The 25,970-nt window shown below is 71.4% G+C and carries 20 protein-coding genes and 2 pseudogenes; 13 read left to right on the forward strand and 9 right to left on the reverse strand.

Annotation, left to right across the window (positions count from 1 at the left end; all coding sequences use genetic code 11):
* Positions 1-46 precede the first annotated feature (46 nt).
* On the reverse strand, positions 47-1,489 hold the full coding sequence (locus tag SLAV_RS26185) for an NsdA family TPR-like regulatory protein (protein WP_030233057.1): 1,443 nt from the start codon (positions 1,487-1,489) through the stop codon (positions 47-49).
* 172 nt (positions 1,490-1,661) lie between these two features.
* Between SLAV_RS26185 and SLAV_RS26190 the strand changes: the two genes are divergently transcribed.
* The 5 genes from SLAV_RS26190 (at position 1,662) to SLAV_RS26210 (ending at position 5,033) form a co-directional block, all read left to right on the forward strand.
* Entirely contained in the window at positions 1,662-1,949 is a 288-nt protein-coding gene (locus SLAV_RS26190) for a hypothetical protein (protein WP_030233060.1), read from the forward strand.
* Between the two features lie 78 nt (positions 1,950-2,027).
* Entirely contained in the window at positions 2,028-2,825 is a 798-nt protein-coding gene (lipB, locus tag SLAV_RS26195) for a lipoyl(octanoyl) transferase LipB (RefSeq protein ID WP_030233064.1), read from the forward strand.
* 111 nt (positions 2,826-2,936) lie between these two features.
* Complete coding sequence (gene lipA, locus SLAV_RS26200) at positions 2,937-3,884, forward strand: lipoyl synthase (protein WP_030233070.1); 948 nt, start codon at positions 2,937-2,939, stop codon at positions 3,882-3,884.
* 242 nt (positions 3,885-4,126) lie between these two features.
* The gene (locus SLAV_RS26205; RefSeq protein WP_030233071.1) at positions 4,127-4,324 is read left to right on the forward strand and encodes an SCO2195 family GlnR-regulated protein; all 198 of its coding nucleotides are present in this window, start codon (positions 4,127-4,129) and stop codon (positions 4,322-4,324) included.
* A gap of 10 nt (positions 4,325-4,334) precedes the next feature.
* Positions 4,335-5,033, forward strand: coding sequence for a DUF4191 domain-containing protein (locus SLAV_RS26210; protein ID WP_030233075.1), 699 nt, complete (start codon positions 4,335-4,337; stop codon positions 5,031-5,033).
* Between the two features lie 156 nt (positions 5,034-5,189).
* Here the strand turns inward: SLAV_RS26210 and SLAV_RS26215 are convergent, their stop codons facing one another.
* Positions 5,190-5,657 carry an RDD family protein gene (locus SLAV_RS26215; RefSeq protein WP_030233077.1) on the reverse strand — a complete coding sequence of 156 codons (468 nt, stop codon included), beginning with the start codon at positions 5,655-5,657 and terminating at the stop codon, positions 5,190-5,192.
* Between the two features lie 187 nt (positions 5,658-5,844).
* Between SLAV_RS26215 and glnA the strand changes: the two genes are divergently transcribed.
* Positions 5,845-7,254, forward strand: coding sequence for a type I glutamate--ammonia ligase (glnA, locus tag SLAV_RS26220; protein WP_030233079.1), 1,410 nt, complete (start codon positions 5,845-5,847; stop codon positions 7,252-7,254).
* A 177-nt stretch (positions 7,255-7,431) separates the two neighbouring features.
* On the forward strand, positions 7,432-7,698 hold the full coding sequence (locus tag SLAV_RS41115; RefSeq protein ID WP_030233081.1) for a hypothetical protein: 267 nt from the start codon (positions 7,432-7,434) through the stop codon (positions 7,696-7,698).
* Between the two features lie 41 nt (positions 7,699-7,739).
* Here the strand turns inward: SLAV_RS41115 and SLAV_RS26230 are convergent, their stop codons facing one another.
* Positions 7,740-8,393, reverse strand: coding sequence for a TetR/AcrR family transcriptional regulator (locus SLAV_RS26230; protein WP_030233084.1), 654 nt, complete (start codon positions 8,391-8,393; stop codon positions 7,740-7,742).
* 86 nt (positions 8,394-8,479) lie between these two features.
* Here SLAV_RS26230 and SLAV_RS26235 point away from each other — a divergent pair, with 86 nt between their 5' ends.
* Complete coding sequence (locus SLAV_RS26235; protein ID WP_030233088.1) at positions 8,480-9,250, forward strand: SDR family NAD(P)-dependent oxidoreductase; 771 nt, start codon at positions 8,480-8,482, stop codon at positions 9,248-9,250.
* A gap of 16 nt (positions 9,251-9,266) precedes the next feature.
* Here SLAV_RS26235 and SLAV_RS26240 read toward each other — a convergent pair whose 3' ends face one another.
* Positions 9,267-9,785, reverse strand: coding sequence for a DUF4240 domain-containing protein (locus SLAV_RS26240; RefSeq protein WP_030233090.1), 519 nt, complete (start codon positions 9,783-9,785; stop codon positions 9,267-9,269).
* 127 nt (positions 9,786-9,912) lie between these two features.
* Here SLAV_RS26240 and SLAV_RS42585 point away from each other — a divergent pair.
* Both SLAV_RS42585 and SLAV_RS42590 read left to right on the forward strand, forming a co-directional pair.
* A pseudogene (locus tag SLAV_RS42585) lies at positions 9,913-10,695 on the forward strand (serine/threonine-protein kinase); the annotation flags it as partial.
* A 195-nt stretch (positions 10,696-10,890) separates the two neighbouring features.
* Positions 10,891-11,370, forward strand: a pseudogene (locus tag SLAV_RS42590) (cellulose-binding protein); the annotation flags it as partial.
* Between the two features lie 57 nt (positions 11,371-11,427).
* Here SLAV_RS42590 and aceE read toward each other — a convergent pair.
* The 5 genes from aceE to SLAV_RS26270 form a co-directional block, all read right to left on the reverse strand.
* Complete coding sequence (aceE, locus tag SLAV_RS26250) at positions 11,428-14,112, reverse strand: pyruvate dehydrogenase (acetyl-transferring), homodimeric type (protein WP_030233095.1); 2,685 nt, start codon at positions 14,110-14,112, stop codon at positions 11,428-11,430.
* A 337-nt stretch (positions 14,113-14,449) separates the two neighbouring features.
* On the reverse strand, positions 14,450-15,073 hold the full coding sequence (locus tag SLAV_RS26255) for a GntR family transcriptional regulator (protein ID WP_030233098.1): 624 nt from the start codon (positions 15,071-15,073) through the stop codon (positions 14,450-14,452).
* A 186-nt stretch (positions 15,074-15,259) separates the two neighbouring features.
* Positions 15,260-17,029, reverse strand: a complete 1,770-nt coding sequence (sucB, locus tag SLAV_RS26260; protein WP_030233100.1) for a 2-oxoglutarate dehydrogenase, E2 component, dihydrolipoamide succinyltransferase — start codon at positions 17,027-17,029, stop codon at positions 15,260-15,262.
* Positions 17,030-17,086: 57 nt separating this feature from the next.
* On the reverse strand, positions 17,087-18,475 hold the full coding sequence (lpdA, locus tag SLAV_RS26265) for a dihydrolipoyl dehydrogenase (protein WP_030233103.1): 1,389 nt from the start codon (positions 18,473-18,475) through the stop codon (positions 17,087-17,089).
* 310 nt (positions 18,476-18,785) lie between these two features.
* The gene (locus tag SLAV_RS26270) at positions 18,786-20,315 is read right to left on the reverse strand and encodes a leucyl aminopeptidase (RefSeq protein ID WP_030233106.1); all 1,530 of its coding nucleotides are present in this window, start codon (positions 20,313-20,315) and stop codon (positions 18,786-18,788) included.
* A 395-nt stretch (positions 20,316-20,710) separates the two neighbouring features.
* On the opposite strand from SLAV_RS26270, the gene SLAV_RS26275 reads away from it, so the two are divergent.
* From SLAV_RS26275 to SLAV_RS26285, 3 genes are all read left to right on the forward strand, one after another.
* Positions 20,711-22,705: a hypothetical protein gene (locus SLAV_RS26275; protein ID WP_030233108.1), complete on the forward strand. Its 1,995-nt coding sequence runs from the start codon at positions 20,711-20,713 to the stop codon at positions 22,703-22,705.
* Positions 22,706-22,807: 102 nt separating this feature from the next.
* Positions 22,808-24,322 carry a GT4 family glycosyltransferase PelF gene (gene pelF, locus SLAV_RS26280; protein ID WP_030233111.1) on the forward strand — a complete coding sequence of 505 codons (1,515 nt, stop codon included), beginning with the start codon at positions 22,808-22,810 and terminating at the stop codon, positions 24,320-24,322.
* Positions 24,319-25,941, forward strand: coding sequence for a hypothetical protein (locus SLAV_RS26285; protein WP_030233113.1), 1,623 nt, complete (start codon positions 24,319-24,321; stop codon positions 25,939-25,941). The genes pelF and SLAV_RS26285 overlap by 4 nt, the downstream gene beginning before the upstream one ends.
* The last annotated feature ends 29 nt before the right edge of the window (positions 25,942-25,970 follow it).

Here is a 25,970-nt window from a genome sequence, read left to right on the forward strand (position 1 = left end):
AGGCCGGGCGGGCCGCTCAGGCCCGCCCGGCCTCCGGTCCGCGGGGTCAGGACAGCGCCGCCACCCGGTCCCGGTAGTTCCGCACCGCCGAGGCGTCCCGGTACGGTTCGAGCCGCCGCTCGAAGTCCCGTACGTACTCCACCGCGCGCACCGAACGCATCTCACCGGCCTGCTGCGCCGCCTCCGCCCCCAGCGCGCACGCCTGGTCCAGCTCGCCCAGCCCCAGCCGTGCCGTCGCCAGCACCACCCGGCAGAACAGCCGCGAGCGCGCGAACCCGGGCGCCCGCAGCTGGAGCGAGCGCTCCGCGTGCTGCGCCGAGGCGCGGTACTGCTGCAGGTCCCGGTGGCAGTGCCCGAACTCGTCCGCGAGCTGCGCCTCGTCGAAGGCCCGCGCCCAGTGCGGTACGTCGTCGCCCGGCCGGCCCGCGCCCAGCGCCCGCTCGGCCCGCACCAGCGAGGCCGTGGCCGCCCGCACCTCGCCGAGGACGGCGTGCCCGCGCGCCTCGGCCGCGTGCAGCAGGGCCTGCACGACCGGCGCCGGGCCCGACCCCACGCCCTGCTGGGCGACCCTTGCCAGCTGTACCGCCTCCCGCCCGTGCCCGAGGTAGACGGCCTGCCGGCTCATGGTCACCAGCACGTAGGCCCCGTACGGCCGGTCCCCGGCGGCCTGGGCCAGGCGCAGCGCCTGCACGAAGTAGCGCTGGGCCAGTCCGTGCGCGGCGATGTCGTACGAGGTCCAGCCCGCGAGCCGGGTCAGGTCGGCGGCGGCCGCGAACAGCCGCCGCCCGGTGGTCTCGCCGTAGGTGCCGCGCAGCATCGGCTCGGCCTCGTGCTCCAGGTACCGCACGAGGGCCTGCCGGGCGTGGCCGCCGCCGTAGGCGTGGTCCAGGGTCCGGAACAGTTCGCCCACCGACCGCAGCGCGGCGATGTCCCCGCCGGTCACGCGCTGGCCGGGGCCGCGGTCGATCTGCCGCTGGCGGGGGACGGAGGGGCGGCCGCCCTGGGCCGGGACCCGGCCCGCGGCGGGGTCGGGGCCCCGTCCCACCCGTTCGTCGGCGCGGCCGATGAGCCAGTCGCGGCTGGGCACCACGAGTCCGGCCGGGGTGAAGGCGATCTTGCGGAGCTCGGCGTGCGAGCCGGAGTCCTTGCGCCAGAGCCCGCTCGCGATGTCGACGGCCTCCTCGGGGGTGGCCGCGAACTCCAGCCCCGCGTACACGGGCGCGCAGGCGTCCAGTCCCAGGTCCTGCGCCGACAGCCGGCGCCCCAGGCGCCGGGTGAAGACCTCGGCGATCAGCGCCGGTGTGGTGCCGCGGGGCTGCTGGCCGCGCAGCCAGCGGGTCACGGAGGTCTTGTCGTAGCGAAGGTCCAGACCGTGCTCCAGGCCCAGCTGGTCGACGCGGCGGGCAAGCCCGGCGTTGGAGAACCCGGCTTCCGCGATCAGCGCCGCGAGCTGCCGGTTGGGGACTCGCTGGGCAGGTCGTTCCGTCATCGGCTCCACGGTTTCCTGACGTGACGGACCGGAGTCCCGGCCCCTGAACGGCGTGAATGTAGCGGCCAAGTCCGCTCTTGCCGCCCTCTCTGTCCCACATTCATCCGATCGTGTGCCGAATGAGGAGGGGCCTTTACGGGTCGGCCCCCGCGGCCCGCGTACGCTGCGCCCCATGACCCGCCGGCCCCACGGGGCACATGCCCCCGACACGTACGCGGATTCCACCGCCCCGCTCCCCGCCCCCGAACTCACCGAGGCGGAGTGCCGCCGGTGCGGTACGTACATCGCGGGACTGGACGGCCGGTACGCGTGCGGGGTGTGCGGCTGGGTCAACGACCACTCCGAGGGCCACCGCCGGCTGCCGAGGGCGGACGAGGACCCGGACCGGCCGCCCGCCGGGCGCAGGCGCCCCCGGCAGCTGCCGGGACCGCCGCCCGAGGCCGGGGACCCGGGGGCCTGAAGGAGCGCGCGCGGGTCGCCGTACTCTTGGCCTGGTGCGATCGCGTGCACACAGCAGGTTCAACGAGGAGGCGCTGCGGTGACTGAGCTTCGGTTTGTCCATCTGGGCTTCGGGCCGGAATCCGTCGAGTACACCGAGGCCTGGGACGAGCAGCGGCGCGTCCACGCCGCCCGCTTCGCGGACGAGGTCGAGGACACCTGCCTGCTCGTGGAGCACCTGCCGGTGTACACGGCCGGCCGGCGCACCGACCCGAGCGAGCGGCCGCTGGACGGCACCCCGGTCATCGACGTGGACCGCGGCGGCAAGATCACCTGGCACGGTCCGGGCCAGCTGGTCGGCTACCCGATCATGAAGCTGCCCCGCCCGGTCGACGTGGTCGCGCACGTGCGCCGCCTGGAGGACGCCCTGATCCGCACCGCCGCCGAGTTCGGCCTGGAGACCACGCGGGTGGAAGGCCGTTCGGGCGTCTGGGTGCTCGGCGACCCCGTGGAGGAGCGCCCCGCGATAGCCGGGCTCTCCCTCGACTTCGACCCCCGGATCGGCGACGACGAGTTCGACGCCCGCCTCAACGGCCCCGAGTACGCCCCGTCCAACGCCGGACAGCGCCGCGAGGACCGCAAGCTCGCCGCCATCGGCATCCGCGTCGCCAAGGGCGTCACGATGCACGGCTTCTCCCTGAACGTGAACCCGGACGCCACCTGGTTCGACCGGATCATCCCCTGCGGGATCCGGGACGCCGGTGTGACCTCGCTCTCCTACGAGCTGGGCCGCGAGATCACCATCGCCGAGGTGCTGCCGGTCGTCGAACGGCACCTGAAGGACGTGCTGGAGCAGGCCGAGCTGAAGCCGCGCGAGATCGAGCCTGCCGCCGGCTGACCTCAGGGGGGAATGCGTCCGGCCGGCACCCGGTTGGCCGACGTAAGAGCGTACGAAATTACGGGCGTACCCTGGTGGGCGCCGAAGAATCGAAGTCACAGGGAGCCGGTCGTGTCCGCAGTCGCACCCGACGGACGCAAGATGCTGCGCCTGGAGGTCCGTAACAGCCAGACCCCCATCGAGCGCAAGCCCGAGTGGATCAAGACCCGGGCGAAGATGGGTCCCGAGTACACGAAGATGCAGGCCCTGGTGAAGGGCGAAGGACTGCACACGGTGTGCCAGGAAGCCGGCTGTCCGAACATCTACGAGTGCTGGGAGGACCGCGAGGCCACCTTCCTCATCGGTGGCGACCAGTGCACCCGGCGCTGTGACTTCTGCCAGATCGACACGGGCAAGCCCGAGGCCCTGGACCGGGACGAGCCGCGCCGCGTCGGCGAGTCCGTCGTCACGATGGACCTGAACTACGCCACCATCACCGGCGTCGCCCGCGACGACCTGGCGGACGGCGGTGCCTGGCTCTACGCGGAGACCGTGCGCCAGATCCACCAGCAGACGGCGGGCCGCGAGGGCGGCCACACCAAGGTCGAGCTGCTGGCCCCCGACTTCAACGCGGTCCCGGAGCTGCTGGAGGAGGTCTTCGCCTCCCGCCCCGAGGTCTTCGCGCACAACGTGGAGACGGTGCCGCGGATCTTCAAGCGGATCCGCCCCGGCTTCCGCTACGAGCGCTCGCTCGACGTGATCCGGCAGGCCCGCGCCTACGGCCTCGTCACCAAGTCCAACCTGATCCTGGGCATGGGCGAGGAGCGCGAGGAGGTCTCGGAGGCGCTGAAGGAGCTGCACGAGGCCGGCTGCGAGCTCATCACCATCACCCAGTACCTGCGCCCCTCGCCCCGGCACCACCCCGTGGAGCGCTGGGTGAAGCCGGCCGAGTTCGTCGAGCTGGCGAAGGAGGCCGAGGAGATCGGTTTCTCCGGCGTGATGTCCGGCCCGCTGGTCCGGTCCTCCTACCGTGCGGGCCGCCTGTACGGCCAGGCGATGGAGAAGCGCGCGGCGGTCTGAAAACTGACCCCGTGTGCGTGTGAGGTCACGCACAATTACTTACCAACGGGTAACACCGCAGTGACGCGGCCCCTAGGCTCTTTTCGGAGAAGCCTGGGGGCCGCGTCCGCGTTTGCAACGTGTCGATCACATTTGACCGACCGGTCATGCCCTGGTAACACCAGTCAGTGACGCTGGATCCACGCACCGCACACACCGCCCGCCACCCCATCGACGTGAGCACCGAGAGAGGGTCCGACATCATGCAGGCCGCGCCAGTACGCGCCATTGCCATCCCTTCCTTCACCGAGGCCTTCCGCGGCATCGAGTCGCTGCTCATGAGCGGGGCCCGCCGCAACGCCTGGACGGCCGTCCTGGAGGACCGCCGCAGGGCCAAGGACAGGGTCGAAACCGAACACGTACTTGAGGCCGCGGCGACCCGGACCCCGCAGGCCACGTAAACTTCGCTTTATGGCGAGGAAGTCAAACGCAGAGACTGCTGCGAACCCCGGGCGACTGAAGCAGATCGCCCTGACGTACAAGATGACGCGCAAGGCCGACCCGAAGGTCGGTCTGATCGTCGCGGGCGTGGGAATCGTCACCTTCGGTGTCTTCCTTGCGATCGGCTTCCTGATCGGCCACCCGGTCTACCTGGGCATCCTGGGCTTCCTGGTGGCGTTCCTCGCGATGGCGATCGTCTTCGGGCGACGGGCCGAGCGGGCTGCCTTCGGGCAGATGGAGGGCCAGCCGGGCGCCGCCGCGGCCGTACTGGACAACGTGGGCCGTGGCTGGACCACGACCCCGGCCGTCGCGATGAACCGTAACCAGGACATCGTCCACCGGGCGGTCGGCAAGGCGGGCGTGGTCCTGATCGCCGAGGGCAACCCGAACCGGGTGAAGACCCTGCTCGCGGCCGAGAAGAAGAAGCTGGCCCGGATCATGCCCGACATCCCGGTCCACGACTTCATCGTCGGCACCGGCGAGGGCGAGGTGCCGCTCAAGAAGGTCCGCACGACGCTGCTGAAGCTGCCGCGCGTCCTGACCGGCCCGCAGATCACCCAGGTCAACGACAAGCTCCGGGCCATGGGCGACCTCATGAGCAACATGCCCGTGCCGAAGGGTCCGATGCCCAAGGGCATGCGGATGCCGCGCGGCGGAAAGATGCGCTGACCCGCACCGACCCGCTCGTCGTACTTTTCGTATACATCACACAGGGGCGCCCCCGAAGCCGTCAGGCCGGGGGCGCCCCTGTGTCGTGTGCGTGCCGTGTACGCCGTGCCGTGCGGCCCCGCGTGTCCCGTACGCGGTGCCGTGCGGCCCGGACCGTCAGATCCGGACCTGGACCGCGCCGGCCAGCCGGTCGTGGAGTCCGCGCCCGTCCCGGTCCCAGACCAGCGCCGGGATGACGAGGGCCAGGAGCAGGGTGCGGACCACCACGCGGACGATGCCGAGGCGCCCGCCGTCCTGCGCGATGACCCGGAGGCCGAGGATCCGCTTGCCGGGGGTGAATCCCACGGTGCCCACGGTCAGGATCGACAGGGCCACGAAGATCCCCAGCGTCCAGTTGCCCGTGGCGTGCGTGTTCCCGTGCGTGATCAGTCCGTATGCGATGAGCAGGCAGCCGAGCCAGTCGATCGCGACTGCGCCCAGCCGGCGCCCGAAGCGGGCCACGGAGCCGGGCCCGGACCGGGGCAGGCCCAGTCGCTCGCCCGGATGGCCGAAGTCGACGCCCATCTCCTCGGCGGTCGCGCGGGGGCCGGAGAGCCAGGATCCAATTGCTTGCCTGTTGTCCACTCCACCACGGTACCGGTGGCGTTCGACGGGCCCTGGACGGGACCCTGGTTAACTTGTGCGAAACAAATGGGTCATGCTTGGGAAATCCCGTCTGCTTATGGTCGGGTCAGCGTGCGGCACCGCACTGACGCACCACGAGCTATAAAAGCCCGTCCCTGCCCCGGGGACCGGGAGTAGGAGGAGTTGGATGTTCCAGAACGCCGACGAAGTGAAGCAGTACATCGAGGAGAACGACGTCAAGTTCGTTGACGTCCGCTTCTGCGACCTGCCCGGTGTGATGCAGCACTTCACCATCCCGGCGCGAGCGTTCGACCCGGCGGAGGAGCTCGCCTTCGACGGATCCTCGATCCGCGGCTTCCAGGCGATCCACGAGTCCGACATGGCTCTGCGGGCCGACATCACCACCGCGCGCCTGGACCCGTTCCGCAAGGACAAGACGCTCAACATCAACTTCTTCATCCACGACCCGATCACGGGTGAGGCGTACAGCCGCGACCCGCGCAACATCGCCAAGAAGGCCGAGGCCTACCTCGCCTCCACCGGCATCGCCGACACCGCGTTCTTCGGCCCCGAGGCCGAGTTCTACGTGTTCGACAGCGTGCGCTTCGCGACCTCCGCCAACGAGGGCTTCTACCACATCGACTCCGAGGCCGGTGCCTGGAACACGGGCTCCGAGGAGAACAACCGTGGTTACAAGGTCCGCTACAAGGGTGGTTACTTCCCCGTAGCCCCGGTCGACCACTTCGCCGACCTGCGCGCCGAGATCTCCCTCGAACTGGACGCCCAGGGCCTCCAGGTCGAGCGCCAGCACCACGAGGTCGGCACCGGTGGCCAGGCCGAGATCAACTACAAGTTCAACACGCTGCTCGCCGCGGCCGACGACCTGATGCTCTTCAAGTACATCGTGAAGAACGTCGCCTGGCGCAACGGCAAGACCGCGACCTTCATGCCGAAGCCGATCTTCGGTGACAACGGCTCGGGCATGCACGTGCACCAGTCGCTGTGGGCGAACGGCGAGCCGCTGTTCTACGACGAGGCCGGCTACGCGGGCCTGTCGGACACCGCGCGCTACTACATCGGCGGCATCCTCAAGCACGCCCCGTCGCTGCTCGCCTTCACCAACCCGACGGTGAACTCGTACCACCGCCTGGTGCCGGGCTTCGAGGCGCCGGTCAACATGGTGTACTCGCAGCGCAACCGCTCCGCCGCCATGCGCATCCCGATCACGGGCTCGAACCCGAAGGCCAAGCGCGTCGAGTTCCGCGCCCCGGACCCGTCCTCGAACCCGTACCTCGCCTTCGCGGCGCTGCTGCTCGCGGGCCTCGACGGTGTCAAGAACAAGATCGAGCCGATGGAGCCGATCGACAAGGACCTCTACGAGCTCTCGCCCGACGAGCACGCGAGCGTCCCGCAGGTCCCGACCAGCCTTGAGGACGTTCTCAAGGCCCTGGAGGCGGACCACGAGTACCTCCTGGCCGGCGGTGTCTTCACCCCCGACCTGATCGAGACCTGGATCGACTACAAGCGCACGCACGAGATCGCCCCGATCGCGCAGCGCCCGCACCCGCACGAGTTCGAGCTCTACTTCGACCTCTAAGCCGGGACACCGCCGGGATCTTTTCGAATCCCGGGATCGTGCCTGATGGAAGGCCCCCCGCCGCTCTCCCGGAGAGCGGCGGGGGGCCTTCTGCTTTTGACAGCCCGAGCGGCCGGGGCGACGGTGGAACGGTACCTAAAAGCCCGATAAGCGAGACATGTTCGGAGGTGCATGGAAATGCGCCGTAGGATCATCGGAGTCGTCGTCGCCGGGGCCGCGGGCCTGACCCTCGGTCTGCTGCCGCTCACCAGTGCGTCCGCCCACGACCACAGTGGTGGCTGGGACTCGCGCGGCAGCCACGCCCGCTGGAACCACAACGACTGGGGCAACGGGAACTGGAACGACGACGACTGCGGCGGGAACGGTCACTGGAACGACAACGACTGGGGCAGCCGGTACGACTCCGGCTGGAACCACGACGGTGACTGGGGAGGCTGGCGCTGACCTGCTGCCGGATCTGCCTCGATGCCCCTGCCCCGCGAACCTCAGCGGAGCAGGGGCATCGCGCTGGTGAGCTCCGTCAGGCAGCGCACCGCCAGGTCGGCGGGGGAGCCGGGGCCCGACACGGGGGCGTCCGAGGTGGACCAGACTTCCAGGGCGACGCGGATTGCGTCCGTCGAGGCCGCGGCGAGCAGGCGTACCGACATCGCGTCCGCCCCCGGGCCGGCCAGCCGGGCCACCACCGGGACCAGGCGCTCCTCCGACTCCTGGTTCACGCGGTACCAGACGGCCCGCAGGGCCTCGTCGGTGGCCGCGGCCCGCAGCAGGCCGCGGGTGACCTCCAGGCCCTCCTCCACCGCCTGGGAGTCGCTCAGCGCGCGGCGCACCGCGCGCTCCAGGGACTGCGCGAGGGGGGTGCCGGGGTCCTCCTCGGCGAGCAGTGCGCGCCAGGCGTCACCGCCGCCCGCGAGCAGCGGGGCCACGGCCTCCTGCTTGTTGCGGAAGTAGCGGTAGAACGTACGCAGTGCCACGCCGGCGCGGTGGGCGATGTCCTCGGCGGTGGTGCCGTCGGGACCGTGTTCGGCGAAGAGCTCGCAGGCGGCGCGGGCGATGTCGAGCTGGGTGGCGGCCTTGCGGCGCTCGGTCAGCGACGGGGTTCCGGGGCCGCTCTGGGGGGAGTACGGACGGGGAGATCTCACGGGTGAAGCGTACCGTTCGGCATGTCGGCAATTGCATTTTGTGACAGGGTGGCAAAACGTGCCATTCGATCGGTACGCTCACCCCCATGAACCGTTACGAAGGACGTCGCGTCCTCATCACCGGCGGCGGATCCGGCATCGGCCAGGCCACCGTCCACCGCATTCTCGCCGAGGGCGGCCGCGTCCACGCCGTGGACGTCAGCGAAGCCGGCCTCAAGGCCACCGCCGAGCGGGCCGCCGCCGACGGCCGTGACGACCGGCTGACCACCGCGGTCCTGGACATATCCGACGAGGCCGCGGTCCGGGCGGGCGTGGCCGCCGCGGTCGACGTCCTCACCGGCATCGACGTCCTGGTCAACGCGGCGGGCATCCTGCGTTCCTCGCACACCCACCAGACCACGCTCGACTTCTGGAACAAGATCATCGCCGTCAACCTGACCGGCACCTTCCTGATGATCCGCGAGGCGCTCCCCGCGCTGCTCGCGGGCGAGCAGCCCGTCGTCGTGAACTTCAGCTCCACCTCGGCGACCTTCGCCCACCCCTACATGTCCGCCTACGCGGCCAGCAAGGGCGGCATCCAGTCCATGACCCACGCGCTGGCCGCCGAGTACAGCAAGCAGGGCCTGCGCTTCGTCTCCGTGGCCCCCGGCTCCATCGAGTCCGGCATGACCACCGGCACCGGGCCGGGCCTGCCCGAGGACACCGACTGGAGCCTGTTCACCAAGCTCGCCCCCGCCCTCGGCCAGGGCTTCGCCGGCCCGGAGGCCGTCGCCGGAGTCGTCGCCATGCTCGGGTCCGAGGACGGCTCCTTCATCACCGGCACCGAGATCCGGATCGACGGCGGCACGCACTACTAGGCCGTGCCGGGCCGCCTCAGGCCCTGAAGCGGTCCCACAGCCGGGGGAAGCGCTCCGCCAGCACGGCTTCGTCCTCGAAGTCCAGCGGAGCGCCCTCCGGCTCGGCCGCCTGGAGCGCGATCCCCAGGTCCGGCGCCACCGAGCCCGTCAGCTGCTCGTACGCCTCGTCGGCCGCGTACCCGAGCTCCTCGCCGTCCCCGTCGATCTCCTCGTCGAACTCGACCAGCAGCTCCGCCAGCTGGTCCGGCTCGTGCAGCGCCCCCTCGAAGACCTCCCGGCCCTGCCCGATCAGCCAGCACCGGAAGTAGTCGAACGCGTCGTCGCTCGCCCCGTCGAGCAGCACCCACGCCGCGCCCCACAGGTCCCAGGTGTACGCCCGGTTGTAGCGGGACTCGAAGTGCCGCGCGAAGTCCAGCACGGAGTCGGGATCGAGCTGCGCGAGCCGCTCCACGAGCAGTTCGGCGTGCTCCTCGGGGTCGCCCTCGGCGGCCTCGCGGGTACGGTCGACGATCTCCCAGAACTCCGTCTCGTCCATCACCGCTCCAGCATCACGGCTCCACCCCCGCGCCGCCACCGCTCATACGGCCAAAGGCCGGTGCCCGCCCCCCGGGCGGCCGCATACTCGGAGCGAAGGGCGGGCGCGACGGCGAGAGGGGCGCGGTATGCGGGGGGAACTGATCGAGGGGCGCTACCGGCTGGAGGAACAACTGGGCGAAGGCGGCATGGGCGAGGTGTGGAGCGCCCTGGACGTCCGGATGATGCGGCCGGTCGCCGCCAAACTGGTGCGGACCGTGCCGGGGATGGACCCGGCCGAGGTCGAACGGCGCTTCACGCACGAGGTCCGCTCCGCGGCCAACCTCCCGCACCGCCACACGGTGACCGTCCACGACTGCGGCGAGACCTTCCTCGCGGGCCGCAGGCTGCTCTACCTGGTGATGGAACGCCTCGACGGCAGCACGCTGGCGCAGCTCTTCCGCGATCCGCGGCCCGTGCCCTGGTACGACATCGCGAACTGGGCCGGCCAGATCGCCGCCGCCCTGTCCGCGGCGCACGCTCGCGGCATCGTCCACCGGGACGTCAAGCCGGGCAACGTGATGCTCACCGGGAACGGTGTGATCAAGGTCCTGGACTTCGGGCTCGCGAAGATCCTCGCCGAGAGCCTGGAGGTCTCGGCCCTCACCGTCACCGGCACCGCCATGGGCACCTTCGCGTACATGTCCCCCGAACAGTGCCGGGGCGATTCCGCCATCGACCACCGCGCGGACCTCTACAGCCTGGGCTGCCTGCTCTACGAGGGCCTCGCCGGGCGCCCGCCCTTCACGGGCGCGGAGCCCTACGCGCTGCTCTACCAGCAGGTGCACGAGCAGCCCCGCCCGCTCCCCGCGGGCAGGGCCCCCGCCGCCCTCACGGACCTGGTGATGCACCTCCTGGCCAAGGACCCGGCACACCGCCCGCCCGACGCGGCCACCGTCGTACGCGAGCTGGACCGCCTCCTGGCCGCCTACCGGCAGCCCCCGGCCCGGCCACCCGCCGTACCGGGCGGCGGGGACGGCGCCGCGGAGGTGGCCCGGATGCGCGCCGAGGCCGAGCGGGAGATCACGGAGCTGCGGGAGCGGGTCACACGTGACGTGATGGCCGTCCGCGCCGCCGCCCAGAAGGACGCGGCCGCCAAGCGCGAGGAGGCCGACGCCCTCTTCGAGGAGACCCGCGCCAGGGCCGCCCAGGCCGCCGCGGACTTCGAGACCAACCTGGCCAAGCGGCGCGAGCAGTCCGAGCGCGAGATGGCCGTCCGTCGGGCGAGGGCCGAGGAGCGCCTCGCGGAGATCGAGCACCGCGCCGAGCAACTGCGCCTGGAGGCCGAGAAGCTCCGTACGGACTGCGAGCGCCGGGCCCTCCAGACCGTGGAGACCGCGCAGCGCCAGGCCGAGAACATCGTCGCCGACGCGAACGCGAAGGCCGACCGGATCCGCAGCGAGTCCGAGCGCGAGCTGGCGGCGCTCACCACCCGCCGCGACTCCATCGACGCGCAGCTGACCAACGTCAGGGGAAGGCTGGCGGAGCTGACCGGTGCGGCGGCGGCCGTGGAGGCGCAGCAGCAGGTGATCCCGCAGCAGAAATGACGTGAGGCGGCCCGCCCCCGAAGGGGAGGGCCGCCTCACGGTCGGACGGGCTCGGGCCTACAGGCCGTAGCGCTCCCGGGCCTCCTTGATGGCGGACGCCGGGACCTCGCCGCGGCGGGCGAGCTGGGCCAGCGAGGCCACCACGATCGACTGGGCGTCGACGCCGAAGTGGCGGCGGGCGCCCTCACGGGTGTCGGACAGGCCGAAGCCGTCCGTGCCCAGCGAGGTGTAGTCCTGCGGGACCCACTGGCTGATCTGGTCCGGGACCTGGCGCATCCAGTCGGAGACGGCCAGGACCGGGCCGGGCGCGCCGTCGAGCACGCGGGTGACGTACGGGGTGCGCTCCTCGCCGCGCAGCAGCGCCTCGTCGCACTCCAGCGCCTCGCGGCGCAGCTCGCCCCAGGAGGTGGCGGACCAGACGTCGGCGGCCACGTTCCAGTCGGCGGCGAGCAGCTTCTGCGCCTCCAGGACCCAGTGGATCGCCGTGCCGGAGGCCATCAGCTGGATCTTGGGAGCGTCGGCGGCCGGGGCCGCCTCCGCCAGGTCGGCCGCGGTGTTGAAGCGGTACAGACCCTTGAGGATGCCCTCCTCCACGCCCTCGGGCATGGCCGGCTGCACCTTCGGCTCGTTGTAGACCGTCAGGTAGTAGAAGACGTCTTCCGGCTTCTCGCCGTACATCCGGCGCAGACCGTCCTTGACGATCACCGCGATCTCGTACGCGAAGGCCGGGTCGTAGTTGAGCGACGCCGGGTTCGTGGACGCGATCAGGTGCGAGTGGCCGTCCGCGTGCTGCAGGCCCTCACCGGTCAGCGTGGTGCGGCCGGCGGTGGCGCCGACGATGAAGCCCTTGCCGAGCTGGTCGGCGAGCTGCCACATCTGGTCGGCGGTGCGCTGCCAGCCGAACATCGAGTAGAAGATGTAGAACGGGATCATCGGCTCGCCGTGCGTCGCGTACGACGTGCAGGCGGCGATGAAGTCGGCCATGGCGCCGGCCTCGGTGATCCCCTCGTTGAGGATCTGGCCGTCCTTGGCTTCCTTGTAGTACATCAGCTGGTCGCGGTCGACCGGCTCGTACGTCTGGCCCAGCGGCGAGTAGATGCCGGCGGACGGGAAGAGGGACTCCATACCGAAGGTGCGGGCCTCGTCGGGGACGATCGGCACCCAGCGCTTGCCGGTCTCCTTGTCCCGCATCAGGTCCTTGACGAGGCGGACGAAGGCCATGGTGGTGGCCATCTCCTGCTTGCCGGAGCCCTTGATCAGCGGGGCGAAGGAACGGTCGGCCGGTGCGGGCAGGGCCACGTGGTGGACCTTGCGGGCCGGGGCGGGGCCGCCGAGGGCCGCACGGCGCTCGTTCAGGTACTGCACCTCGGGGCTGTTCGCGCCCGGGTGGCCGTACGGGACCTTGCCGTCGGCGAAGGCGCTGTCCGGGATCGGGAGGCCAAGGAGGTCACGCATGTCCTTGAACTCGTCGATGGTCAGCTTCTTCATCTGGTGGTTCGCGTTCTTCGACTCGAACCCGGCGCCCAGCGTGTAGCCCTTGACGGTCTGCGCGAGGATGACCGTCGGCGCGCCCTTGTGCTCCAGGGCTGCCTTGTACGCGGCGTAGACCTTGCGGGGCTCGTGGCCGCCGCGGGAGCTGTGGAAGCACTCGGCGATCTTCGCGTCGGACAGCAGGCCGCCCAGGGCGACGAGCTCGGCGTTGGCGCCGAAGAAGTGCTGGCGGATGTAGGCCACGTCGCGGGTCGCGTACGTCTGGAACTGCGCGTCCGGTACCTCGCGCAGGCGGCGTACGAGGGCGCCCGTGGTGTCGAGCTGGAAGAGCTCGTCCCAGGCGGAGCCCCACAGGGACTTGATGACGTTCCAGCCGGCGCCGCGGAACTGGGCTTCCAGCTCCTGGACGACGCGGAAGTTCGCGCGGACCGGACCGTCGAGGCGCTGCAGGTTGCAGTTGATGACGAAGGTCAGGTTGTCGAGCTGCTCGCGGGAGGCGAGGGCGAGGGCGGCCGTCGACTCGGGCTCGTCCATCTCGCCGTCGCCGAGGAAGGCCCAGACGTGCGAGTTGGCGGTGTCCTTGATGTTCCGGTTCTGCAGGTAGCGGTTGAAGCGCGCCTGGTAGATCGCGGAGAGCGGGCCGAGGCCCATGGAGACCGTGGGGAACTCCCACAGCCACGGCAGGCGCCGCGGGTGCGGGTAGGACGGCAGGCCGTTGCCGCCGGACTCCTGGCGGAAGTTGTCGAGCTGCTGCTCGGAGATCCGGCCGTCGAGGAAGGCGCGGGCGTAGATGCCGGGGGAGGCGTGGCCCTGGATGTAGAGCTGGTCGCCCGATCCGTCGGCCTCCTTCCCGCGGAAGAAGTGCTGGAAGCCGGTCTCGTACAGCCACGCGGCGGAGGCGAAGGTGGCGATGTGGCCGCCGACGCCGTACTTGGAGCCGCGGGTGACCATGGCGGCCGCGTTCCAGCGGTTCCAGGCGGTGATCTTGGCTTCCATCGCCTCGTCACCGGGGAACTCCGGCTCCGCGGCGGTGGGGATGGTGTTGACGTAGTCCGTCTCCAGCAGCTTCGGCAGGGCCAGGCCTGCGGCCTCGGCGTGCTGGAGCGTGCGGCGGAGCAGGTATTCGGCGCGGCGCGTACCGGCGGCCTGGGCGACGGCGTCGAGGGAGGCCGCCCATTCGGCGGTCTCCTCGGTGTCGCGGTCCGGGAGCTGGTCGAGCTCGCTCGGAAGCTTTCCTACGGGGTCGGACATCGGTGTGCGCCGCCTTCCGGACAAGGAGAGGTGGTGGTGAAGAGAACCCTGACGGGCAGGACAGGGTCGGTGGACCCGGGTGGGGCCCGCGTCGACTGTAAAGCGCTGATCGATGATCGATCAAATAAAAGTGACGAATAAACGTCCCTGCGCCAAAAGTCGGCACCCGGTGCCATGAATACAGGCACCCGGTGCCCATGGGACGAGTACACGAGCGGGCCCTGGAGGCTCTCTGGCGATCCACTAAAAGACGCAGGTCAAAGCGTGTTTCCGAGGGTACGGGAAGCGCGCGCCCCGGGGAGCCGGGGGCGGGCCGTCCGCCCCTCGCGGACAGGGCTCAGGCGCGCGGCGCGCAGCCCAGGACGTGCCGCTTCACGAGCAGCCCGATGTCCGGATCCTGACTGCGGAAGGCGGCCACGAGGGCCTCGTGCTCCTCCGCGTAGGACTTCTGGACCGTGCCCAGCCAGCGGATGGACAGGGCCGTGAACACCTCGATGCCCAGGCTCTCCCAGGTGTGCAGCAGCACGCTGTTCCCGGCCGCCCGCACCATCTCGCGGTGGAAGCCCACGGTGTGCCGCACCTGCGCCGTGCCGTCCTCGCTGCGGTCCGCCTCCCACAGGGCGGCCACGTGCGGCTCCAGGGCCGTGCAGTCGGCCGCCAGACGCGGGGCGGCGAGCTCGGCCGCGATCTGCTCCAGACCGGCCCGGACCGGGTAGATCTCCTCCAGGTCGGCCGCGGAGAGGTTCCGTACGCGCACGCCCTTGTTCGGCGCCGACTCGATCAGGCGCAGCGTCTCCAGCTCGCGCAGGGCCTCCCGTACGGGCGTCTGGCTGACCTCCAGCTCGACCGCGATCCGCCGCTCGACGATCCGCTCGCCGGGCTTCCAGCGCCCGCTGACGATCCCCTCCACGATGTGCTCGCGGATCTGCTCGCGCAGCGAGTGCACGACGGGTGGGGTGATCATCGGCGTTTCAACTCCTGTGGGGGCACGCAGGGCCTGATGCGTAGACAATACGGCGGTCGTGGCCTGCTGCGATGCGTTCCCGGTCAGGGACGCCGGGTGAGGCTCGTTACAACGACGGCGCCCCCGCCCGGACGGATCCGGACGGGGGCGCCGCCAGCGGCAGCCGGGGCTGCGCGCGGGGCCTTACAGGCCGAGCTCGACCTCGAACTCGCCGGCTTCGAGGATCGCCTTGACGGCCGAGAGGTACCGGGCCGCGTCCGCGCCGTCCACCAGGCGGTGGTCGTAGGACAGGGTCAGGTACGTCATGTCGCGGACGCCGATGACGGTGCCCTCGGGGGTCTCGATGACCATGGGGCGCTTGACCGTCGCGCCGATGCCCAGGATGGCGACCTGGTTCGGGGGCACGATGACGGTGTCGAACAGCGCACCGCGCGAGCCGGTGTTGCTGATGGTGAAGGTCGCGCCCGACAGCTCGTCCGGCGTGATCTTGTTGCCGCGGACCTTGGCGGCCAGGTCGGCGGTCGCCTTGGAGATGCCCGCCAGGTTGAGGTCACCGGCACCCTTGATGACCGGGGTCATCAGGCCCTTCTCGGAGTCCACGGCGATGCCGATGTTCTCCGAGTCGAAGTAGGTGATGGTGCCCTCGTCGTCGTTGATCCGGGCGTTGACGACCGCGTGGGCCTTCAGCGCCTGGGCGGCGGCCTTGACGAAGAACGGCATCGGGGACAGCTTGACGCCCTCGCGGGCGAGGAAGCCGGCCTTGGCCTGCTCGCGCAGCTTCATGATCTTGGTGATGTCCACCTCGACCACGGAGCTGAGCTGCGCCTGCGAGTGCAGGGCCTTCATCATGTTGTCGCCGATGACCTTGCGCATGCGGGTCATCTTGACGGTCTGACCGCGCAGCTCGGACACCGCGGCGGCCGGAGCCTTCGCGGCCGGAGCGGCGGCCGGAGCCGGGGCGGCAGCGGCGGCCTTGGCGGCCTCGGCGGCGGCCAGGACGTCCTGCTTGCGGATGCGGCCACCGACACCGGTGCCCGAAACCGTGGACAGGTTGACGCCGGACTCCGAGGCGAGCTTGCGCACCAGCGGGGTCACGTACGCGCCCTCGTCACCGGCGGAGACCGGGGTGACGGGAGCGGCGGCGACCGGAGCCGGAGCGGCGACCGGGGCCGGAGCGGCCACGGGGGCCGGAGCGGCGACCGGGGCGGCCGGGGCGGCCGGAGCCGGGGCGGCGACCGGAGCCGGGGCGGCCACGGGGGCCGGAGCGGCCGGAGCGGCCGGAGCCGGAGCGGCGACCGGGGCCGGGGCAGCGGCGGCCGGGGCGGCGGCCGGAGCCGCACCCGCGACGCCGATGACGGCCAGACGGGCGCCGACCTCGGCGGTCTCGTCCTCGCCGACCAGGATCTCCAGCAGGGTGCCGGAGACCGGGGCGGGGATCTCGGTGTCGACCTTGTCGGTCGACACCTCCAGCAGCGGCTCGTCGGCCTCGACCGACTCGCCGACGGCCTTCAGCCAGCGGGTGACGGTGCCCTCGGTGACGGACTCGCCCAGGGCGGGCAGCACGACATCGGTGCCGGAGGCGGCCGGGGCAGCGGCGGCGGGGGTCTCGGCCGGTGCGGGGGCGGCCGGGGCCTCGGCCACCGGGGCCGGAGCCGCCGGGGTCTCGGCGACGACCGTCTCGGCGGCCGGAGCGGCGGCCGGGGCCGGGGCGCCGGAGCCGTCGTCGATGACGGCCAGCTCGGCGCCGACCTCGACGGTCTCGTCCTCGGCGACCTTGATGGAGGCCAGGATGCCGGAGACGGGCGACGGGATCTCGGTGTCGACCTTGTCGGTCGAGACCTCGAGCAGCGGCTCGTCGGCCTCGACGCGCTCGCCCTCGGCCTTCAGCCAGCGGGTGACAGTGCCCTCGGTGACGCTCTCACCGAGCGCCGGAAGGGTTACGGAAACCGACATGGTTTCTGTTGCTCCTAACGAAAGTGCGGAAGTGGTCGTCGCGCCCGTGACTGTGGATTAGTCGTGTGCGTGAAGCGGCTTGCCGGCCAGGGCCAGGTGGGCCTCGCCGAGGGCCTCGTTCTGGGTCGGGTGCGCGTGGATGAGCTGCGCGACCTCGGCGGGCAGGGCCTCCCAGTTGTAGATCAGCTGGGCTTCGCCGACCTGCTCGCCCATGCGGTCACCGACCATGTGGACGCCGACCACGGCACCGTCCTTGACCTGGACGAGCTTGATCTCGCCCGCGGTCTTCAGGATCTTGCTCTTGCCGTTGCCCGCCAGGTTGTACTTGAGGGCCACGACCTTGTCCGCCCCGTAGATCTCCTTGGCCTTGGCCTCGGTGATGCCGACGGAGGCGACCTCGGGGTGGCAGTAGGTGACGCGCGGGACACCGTCGTAGTCGATCGGAACCGGCTTGAGGCCGGCCAGACGCTCCGCTACCAGGATGCCCTCGGCGAAGCCGACGTGCGCGAGCTGGAGGGTGGGGACGAGGTCACCCACGGCCGAGATCGTCGGCACGTTGGTCTGCATGTACTCGTCGACCAGGACGTAGCCGCGGTCCATCGCGACGCCCTGCTCCTCGTAGCCCAGGCCCTGCGAGACCGGGCCGCGGCCGATGGCGACCAGCAGCACCTCGGCCTCGAAGGTCTTGCCGTCCGCGAGGGTCACGCGCACACCGTTCTCGGTGTACTCCGCCTTCTCGAAGAAGGTGCCCAGGTTGAACTTGATGCCGCGCTTGCGGAAGGCGCGCTCCAGGATCTTCGAGCTGTTCTCGTCCTCGACCGGGACGAGGTGCTTGAGGCCCTCGATGACGGTGACGTCGGTGCCGAAGGACTTCCACGCCGAGGCGAACTCGACGCCGATGACGCCGCCGCCCAGGATGATCGCGGACTCGGGCACGCGGTCCAGGACCAGCGCGTGGTCCGAGGAGATGATCCGGTTGCCGTCGATGTCCAGGCCCGGCAGCGACTTCGGCACGGAGCCGGTCGCCAGCAGGACGTGGCGGGCCTGGATGCGCTGGCCGTTCACGTCGACGGAGGTCGGGGAGGAGAGACGCCCCTCACCCTCGATGTAGGTGACCTTGCGGGAGGCGACCAGCCCCTGCAGGCCCTTGTAGAGGCCGGAGATGACCTCGTCCTTGTACTTGTGCACACCGGCGATGTCGATGCCCTCGAAAGAGGTCTTGACACCGAACTGTCCGGCTTCGCGCGCCTGGTCCGCGACCTCGCCGGCGTGGAGCAGAGCCTTCGTGGGGATGCAGCCGTTGTGCAGGCAGGTGCCGCCGAGCTTGTTCTTCTCGATCAGCGCAACGTCGAGACCCAGCTGGGATGCGCGCAGAGCCGCGGCGTAACCGCCACTGCCACCGCCGAGGATCACTAGGTCGAAAACGGTGCTGGCGTCGTTCGCCACGTCACGTCCTCCATGCATGTGCGCCGAGCACCGGTCCTCTGTGACCGGGCGGCGGCTGGTAATCGGCCGCTTGTTTCTTCGGCCCTGTGGTGGGGGCCCTGTCCTGCCGAGAACCCATCTTCGCATTTGTCGGGGGAACGCGGGACGCCGGGCCCCGGGTGTGCACGGTCGTTCCGCCCGAAGTAGGGGTTACCGCGGCGTAGAAACCTACTGATCCTCAAGGTTTCTTCCAGAGCGAACGCGCCCCGGACCCGTGACCGGGTTCCGGGGCGCGCCGCGTCTCACAGGACGTGTCTCACGGGGTGGTGCGTCAGCCCAGGTCGCCCGTGGCGGTGCGCTCGGCCAGCCGCACCAGGGTGCGCACGGCCGAGCCGGTGCCGCCCTTGGGGGTGTAGCCGTACGGGGCGCCCTCGTGGAAGGCGGGACCGGCGATGTCGAGGTGGGCCCAGGTGATGCCCTCGCCGACGAACTCCTGGAGGAAGAGGCCGGCCACCAGACCGCCGCCCATGCGGACACCCATGTTGGCGATGTCGGCGGTGGGGGAGTCCATGGTCTTGCGCAGGTCCTCGGGGAGCGGCATCGGCCAGGAGGACTCGCCGACCTCTTCCGCGATCTCGTGGATCGAGGTGCGGAAGGCGTCGTCGTTGGCCATGATCCCGAAGGTCCGGTCGCCCAGGGCCAGCACCATGGCGCCGGTCAGGGTGGCGACGTCGACGATCGCGTCCGGGTTCTCCTCGGAGGCCTTGGTCAGGGCGTCGCCCAGGACCAGACGGCCCTCGGCGTCCGTGTTGAGGACCTCGACGGTCTTGCCGCTGTACATGCGCAGGACGTCGCCGGGCTTGGTGGCGGAGCCGGACGGCATGTTCTCGGCGAGCGCGAGCCAGCCGGTGACGTTGACCTGGAGGCCCAGCTTGGCGACGGCCACGACGGAGGCGAAGACGGCGGCGGCGCCGGCCATGTCGCACTTCATCGTCTCGTTGTGACCGGCCGGCTTCAGGGAGATGCCGCCCGAGTCGTAGGTGATGCCCTTGCCGACGAAGGCGAGGGTCTTCTCCGCCTTGGGGTGGGTGTAGGAGAGCTTCACCAGGCGCGGCAGGTTCTCGGAACCCTTGCCGACGCCCATGATGCCGCCGTAGCCGCCCTTGACCAGGGCCTTCTCGTCCAGGACCTGGACCTTGACGCCGTTCTCCTTCGCGGTCGCGGACGCGACGGCGGCGAAGGCCTCGGGGGTGAGGTCGTTCGGCGGGGTGTTGACCAGGTCGCGGGCGATGTTGACCTCGGTGGCGACCACGGTGGCGCGCTCGGCCGCGGCCTTGTGCTCCTTGTCACGCGGCTTGGCGCCCAGCAGGGCGACCTCGGCCAGCGGCTGCTTGGGGCCGGAGCCCTTGGCGGCCTTCTTCTCGCCGCCCTGGTAGGCGGTGAAGGCGTACGCGCCGAGCAGCGCGCCCTCGGCCACGGCGGTGACGGCGGAGGCGTCGTCCAGGGGGAGTGCGAAGGCGGCCTTCTTGGCGCCGTGCAGGGCGCGGGCGGCGGCGCCGGCGGCGCGGCGCAGGGCCTCCTCGTCGAAGGACTCGTCCTGCTCGGGGGCCGTGCCCAGGCCGACCGCCAGCACGACCGGGACCTTGAGGCCGGCCGGCGCGGGCAGCTTGGTGGTCTCGCCTTCGCCGCCCGAGGCGCCGAGGGCGTCGAGCACGGCCGCGAGCTTTCCGTCGAACGCCTTGTCCACGGCCTCGGCGCCGGCCGCCACGACGAGCCCCTTCGGGCCCTTGGCCACGCCGACGACGAGGGCGTCGGCGCGCAGCGTCGCCGCGCCGGCAGTGCTGAGAGTCAGAGCAGTCACGGTGGTGAAGTCTCGCTTCCGTTTGTGTGTGTGGGCGCTGCGGACACGTCGGGATCTCCGGCCGCTCCGCAGCGATCGTATTCGGGCCCGGCGGCCGCCGGAAACGAGCCTACGCGCACGTACTCGTCCGTACGTCACTCGAAGGTTTGTCAAGTTGTTCGATCAAAGGGCCATCAGGTTCACCCATCTGTGGACTCTGCTCCAGGTTTGCTCTTTAGACCTGACGAGGTCCGAGAGACTCGACCCACTCTCGCAAGGGGACGCGGGGTCCCTTTGCATGATTTCCACAGAGCCTCCCCGGCCCGGCCTTCCGCCTTGGGCCGCCGCCGAGGGACGCCTGCGGGGGGAAGGCCGAAATGGTCAACAAGAACCGGATGAACAGGGTGGCCGCGGCAATGGCCGCAGCCACCCTGATGGCGATCGCCGTACCCGCGGCGACCGCCCAGGCGGCGACCGTCGCACCGCGGATCGACCTGAGGGTGCTGGTCGTCGACGACGGCGGCGGCGCGGTCCAGGCGATCACCGCCGAGCTCCGCGACACCGGAGTCCCGTACACCCGCGTCGACCTGGGCAGCGCGAGCCGCCCGGTGATCGACGCGGCGTTCCTGAGCGACACGGTCTCCGGCCGTCCGCGAGCGAAGTTCCAGGGGGTCGTCCTGCCGAACGAGAACCCGTTCGGCGCGGGCTCGGCCGAGCTCGCCGCGCTCACCGCGTACGAGACGACGTACGGGATCCGCCAGTTCGACGCCTACACCTGGGCGCACCCCGAGGTCGGCCTGGAGTACACCGACAACGGCGGTTACGGCGGCAGCCTCGACGGCACCCAGGCCGCCGTCACCGCCGCCGGGAAGACGGGGCCCTTCGGTTACCTGCAGGGTCAGGTCGCCTTCGAGGACAACTCTCCGCTGATCATGGAGAGCTACGGGTTCATGGCGAAGCCGCGCGCGGGCTACACCAGTTACCTGGACGCCCCCGTCCCCGGCGGCACCGAGCGGGCCTCGCTGCTCGGCGAGTACACCCACGACGGGCGCAGCGAACTGGTCGCCACCTTCGCCTACAACCAGTACCAGCAGCAGTTCCGGCTGCTGGCCCGGGGCATCGTCGAGTGGCTCACCCAGGGCGTCCACCTCGGCCAGGAGCGCAACTACTTCGCGGTCCACGTCGACGACGTCTTCGCCCCGGACGCCCGCTGGGACAAGACCCTCGACTGCACGCCCGGCGACTACGCCTGCGCGGGCGGCGAGGGCAAGGAGAGCACCATCCGCATGACCGCCGCCGACGCCCAGTACGCGGCGCAGTGGCAGACGAGCAAGAACTTCAAGCTCGACATGCTCTTCAACGCCGGCGCCGGGGAGGAGTGGAAGACCGAGAACGGCGGCACCGACGCCCTGACCGCGCAGCTCCTCGCGGACAAGGCCAAGTACCGCTGGATGAACCACACCTACACCCACCTCTTCCTCGGGTGCACCCAGGACGTCTCCGTCAGCCCCTGGACCTGCACCAAGAACGCCCAGGGCGCGACGAACTGGATGAGCCGGGCCGACATCTCCGCGCAGATCCGCGACAACAACAACTGGGCCGCCTCGCACGGCCTCACCACCGACCGGTCCGAGATCGTCACCGGCGAGCACTCCGGTCTCAAGACCCTCCCCCAGCAGCCCACGGACAACCCCAACCTGGCCGGCGCCTTCGCCGACAACGGTGTCAAGTGGGCGGGCAGCGACAACTCCCGCGAACCCGCGCAGCGGGCCGTCGGCGCCGCCCTGACCGTCCCCCGCTACCCGATGAACGTGTTCTACAACACGGGCACCAACGCCGAGATGGCCGACGAGTACAACTGGATCTACACCAGCCGGGCCGACGGCGGCAGCGGCCTCTGCGAGGACAACCCGGCGACCTCCACCTGCCTGCCGGCCCCGCTCGACGTCAACACCGGCTTCCAGGACTACATCGTCCCGGCCGAGGCGCGGACCGCCCTGCGTCACGTGCTCGCCAACGACCCGAAGCCGCACTACGTCCACCAGTCCAACCTGGCCGAGGACCGCACCCTGTACCCCGTGCTCAACCAGGTACTCGACACCTACCGCGCGCTCTACGCCACCAGCGCGCCGATCGTCAACCAGAGCATGAAGGACACCGGCGTCGAGCTGAGCCGCCGCGCCGCCTGGGACAAGGCGATCGCCAACAACCAGGTCACCGCCTACCGCATCGGCAAGGACGTCACCGTCAAGGCGCCCTCGGGGGTGGTCGCCCCGGTCACCGCGCCCAACGGGACCAAGAAGCAGCTCCTGCTCGGCACGACCGACTTCGGCACCGCCTACGCCGGCACCCGCTCCGCCTGGACGGCTCCCGACCTGCTCCAGTCGGCGGTCACCCTGAAGCTCGCCTGACCCGACGGCCGGAACGCCTGCCGGCCGTCACGCGTACCACCTAGCGCCGGCGCTCCAACCCACGGGCGCCGGCCCCTTTTCCGTCCTGGGGGGACACACCGCATGAGCCATGGGCGTCATGTCACCATGCTCACAGAAGGCACCTATCCACACGTCCACGGGGGCGTCAGCACCTGGTGCGACCAGCTCGTCCGCGGTATGCCGGAGGTCGACTTCAACGTCATAGCCCTGACCGGCTCCGGACGCGAGCCGGTCACCTGGGAACTGCCGCGCAACGTCTACCGGCACACCTCCTTCCCGCTCTGGGGCCCGCCGCCCTCCCGGACCCGCCGGTCCGCGTTGCGGGGCAAGGCCCACCGCCGTTTCGCCGACCTCTACGAGACCTTCCTGCTCTCGCTGCTCGACCCCGCGCACGACGGTTTCTCCGAGGCCCTCGGCGAGTTCGCCCGCCTGGCCCGCGCCGGCCGGCTCACCCCGGCCCTGCGCTCCGAGTCGGTGCTCCGCCTCCTGATGGACGTCTGGACCCGGCCCGGCCTGGCCACCGCCCCGGCCGAACCCACCATCCACGACGCGCTCACCGCCACCGACCTGCTGGAACACGCCCTGCGCCCGCTGTCCGTGCGGATCCCGCCCGACAGCGTCGCCCACGCCGTGAGCAGCGGCCTCGCCACCCTCCCGGCCCTCGCCGCCAAACGCCTCGACCAGGTGCCGTTCCTCCTCACCGAGCACGGCATCTACCTGCGCGAGCGCTACCTCGGCTACCGCACCGCCGCCCAGCGCTGGCCCGTCAAGGCCCTGATGCTGGGCTTCTACCGGGAGCTGAACTCCGAGGGGTACCGGCAGGCCGACCTGATCACCCCCGTCAACCAGTACAACCGCCGCTGGGAGGAGCGCGGGGGCGCCGACGCCGAGCGGATCCGTACCGTCTACAACGGGGTCGATCCGCACGCCTTCCCCGAGGCCGGGCCCGAACCTGAGGTCCCCACCCTCAGCTGGTGCGGCCGCATCGACCCGATCAAGGACCTCGAAACCCTCATCCGCGCCTACGCGTTCATGCGACGCGAACTGCCCGCCCTGCGCCTGCGCCTCTTCGGGCCGGTCCCGGCGGGCTGCGAGGAGTACCGGCTCCGCCTGGAGAAGCTCGCCGCCGAACTCGGCGTCGGTGACGGGATCAGCTACGAGGGCCGCATCGACGAGGTCGCCAAGGCGTACGCGGCCGGCAGCGTCGTGATGCTCTCCTCCATCAGCGAGGGCTTCCCCTTCAGCATCATCGAGGCCATGTCCTGCGGGCGCACCACCGTCTCCACGGACGTCGGGGGCGTCCGCGAGGCCGTCGGGGACACCGGGCTCGTCGTCCCGCCCCGCGAACCCGAGACCATGGCCCGCGCCACCCTGGCCCTGCTGCGCGACGACGAACGCCGGGCCGAGCTCGGCCGGATGTCCCGCAAGCGGGTCGTGGAGAAGTTCACCCTCCACCAGTCCGTCGACGGCTTCCGGCACATCTACCGGGAGCTCGCCGGGCAGCCCGTCCTGCCCGTCCGTGCGGGCGACGACTGGACCCAGCGGCTCGCGGACCCCTGGTACCGCGAACTCGCCGCGGACGGGAGCCTGTGGTGAGCGGATCCCTTTGGCTCAGGCCCCCCGGACCGGAGGGCGGCTGGGTCCACGTCGGCCACGCCGCCGCCACGGGCCGCGGGGCGGGCGGCCCCGGCCCGGGTGCCGGCCGCACCGACACCCTGCCCGCCGTCCCCCGGCCCCGGCGCGCCGCGCCGGAGGGGGCGGCGGCCGCCGCCGACCCCATGGACGAACTCGCCGACCGGCTCGGCGCGTTCATCGCCGCCGCCGTGCACCCCGACGAGATCGCCGCCGTCCTCGAATCCGACGGCATGAACGACGAGTACATCCGCCTCACCTACGGCCGCCGCGACTCCTTCGCCCTCGCCGAGGAGCTCTACGCCCGCGTCCCGCGCTCCTTCCCGGAACCGGACGAGGTCACCGACCCCTGGAAGGTCTCCCTCACCGCCTGCCTGCTCCGCGGGGTGATCTTCGTCCTGCCCGGACTCGCCTACGTCCTGGGCGCCCCCCTCCTCGAAGGCCCCCCGGACCGGCTCGGGCTGCCCGCCGGCACCCTGACCCTGCTCGCCGGGGCCCTGATCGGCTGGGTCTGGGACCAGACCCTGTCCCACCGCGCCTACTCCTGGCTCGGCCTCGGCGACCGGGCCGCCGCCCGGCGGACCCTGCTCGCCGGAGCCCCCGCGGGAGCGCTGCTGGGCACCGCCGCCGCGCTCGCCGTCCCCGGCGGCCCGCCGTTCTCGTACGGCTTCGCCGCCGGCCAGGCCCTGTACGTCGGGGCCGCCACCGTCCTCCTGGTGCTCGGCCGCGAGCGGGCGCTGCTCGCCGCGCTCGCCCCGATGGCCGCCGGGGCGGTGCTCTCCCTCGTCACCGACCTGCCGGTGCCGCTGCGGGTGGCCCTGCTCGTCGCGTCCCTGCTGGCCGCCTGCGCGCTCGCCCTGCGGGAACTGCCCGTCCGACGGGGCGTACGGGCCGCCGTGCGCCGGATCCGCGACCGGCTCGGGAGCCGGTCCGGCGAACGGGGCCCGGTGCGCTGGCGGATGCTGCGCGGCGCCGAGGAGGACCCGGCCCGGCGCGGCCCCCGGATCGGGGACTCGGTGCCCTACGGGGTCTTCGGCCTCGGCACCGGCCTGCTCGTGCTGTACGCCGCGCTCGGGGAGGTGCTCTCCGGCGGCCCCGCCGAGGCGGTCGCCGCGCCCTCCGCGGTGGCCCTCACCCTCAGCATGGGCCCCGCCGAGTGGCTGCTGCACCGCTTCCGCAGCGGCAGCCTCGCCGGGCTGCGGGCGGCCCGGTCGCCGCGGGCGTTCCGGCGCCGGATGCTCACCACCCTGACCGGCTGCCTGGCCGTCTACCTGGTGGTGCTGCTCGCCCTCGGCGTCACGGGAACCCTGCTGTGGCCGCACGCCCCCGGCCTGACCTGGGTCCGCGTCACGACCCTGCTGCTCCTGGGCACCGTGATGTGGACGGGACTGCTCCTGCAGTCCTTCGGCGCCGTGCGGCCCGCGGCCGTGGTCTGCGCCTGTGCCGCCGTCGCCCAGAGCCTGGCCCTGCTCTTCGGGGTGGGGCAGCCCCGGCTGGTGCAGCTCGTCGTGGCGGCCGGCGCCTCGGCGGCCCTGGCCGTCCTGGTGTGCCTGCTCCTCGGCCGGGCCACGGCCCACCGGTGAGCGCCGATCACGTGTCCGCGTACGAGGAG

Origin of the sequence: Streptomyces lavendulae subsp. lavendulae (genome assembly GCF_002803845.1) — a bacterium.
Classification (GTDB): domain Bacteria; phylum Actinomycetota; class Actinomycetes; order Streptomycetales; family Streptomycetaceae; genus Streptomyces; species Streptomyces lavendulae.

Coding starts and splice junctions, on each gene's coding strand:
- SLAV_RS26185 (WP_030233057.1), bottom strand. CDS start 1,489: ATGACGGAACGACCTGCCCAGCGAGTCCCCAACCGGCAGCTCGCGGCG.
- SLAV_RS26190 (WP_030233060.1), top strand. CDS start 1,662: ATGACCCGCCGGCCCCACGGGGCACATGCCCCCGACACGTACGCGGAT.
- SLAV_RS26205 (WP_030233071.1), top strand. CDS start 4,127: ATGCAGGCCGCGCCAGTACGCGCCATTGCCATCCCTTCCTTCACCGAG.
- SLAV_RS26210 (WP_030233075.1), top strand. CDS start 4,335: ATGGCGAGGAAGTCAAACGCAGAGACTGCTGCGAACCCCGGGCGACTG.
- glnA (WP_030233079.1), top strand. CDS start 5,845: ATGTTCCAGAACGCCGACGAAGTGAAGCAGTACATCGAGGAGAACGAC.
- SLAV_RS41115 (WP_030233081.1), top strand. CDS start 7,432: ATGCGCCGTAGGATCATCGGAGTCGTCGTCGCCGGGGCCGCGGGCCTG.
- SLAV_RS26235 (WP_030233088.1), top strand. CDS start 8,480: ATGAACCGTTACGAAGGACGTCGCGTCCTCATCACCGGCGGCGGATCC.
- SLAV_RS26240 (WP_030233090.1), bottom strand. CDS start 9,785: ATGGACGAGACGGAGTTCTGGGAGATCGTCGACCGTACCCGCGAGGCC.
- aceE (WP_030233095.1), bottom strand. CDS start 14,112: ATGTCCGACCCCGTAGGAAAGCTTCCGAGCGAGCTCGACCAGCTCCCG.
- sucB (WP_030233100.1), bottom strand. CDS start 17,029: ATGTCGGTTTCCGTAACCCTTCCGGCGCTCGGTGAGAGCGTCACCGAG.
- SLAV_RS26275 (WP_030233108.1), top strand. CDS start 20,711: ATGGCCGCAGCCACCCTGATGGCGATCGCCGTACCCGCGGCGACCGCC.
- pelF (WP_030233111.1), top strand. CDS start 22,808: ATGAGCCATGGGCGTCATGTCACCATGCTCACAGAAGGCACCTATCCA.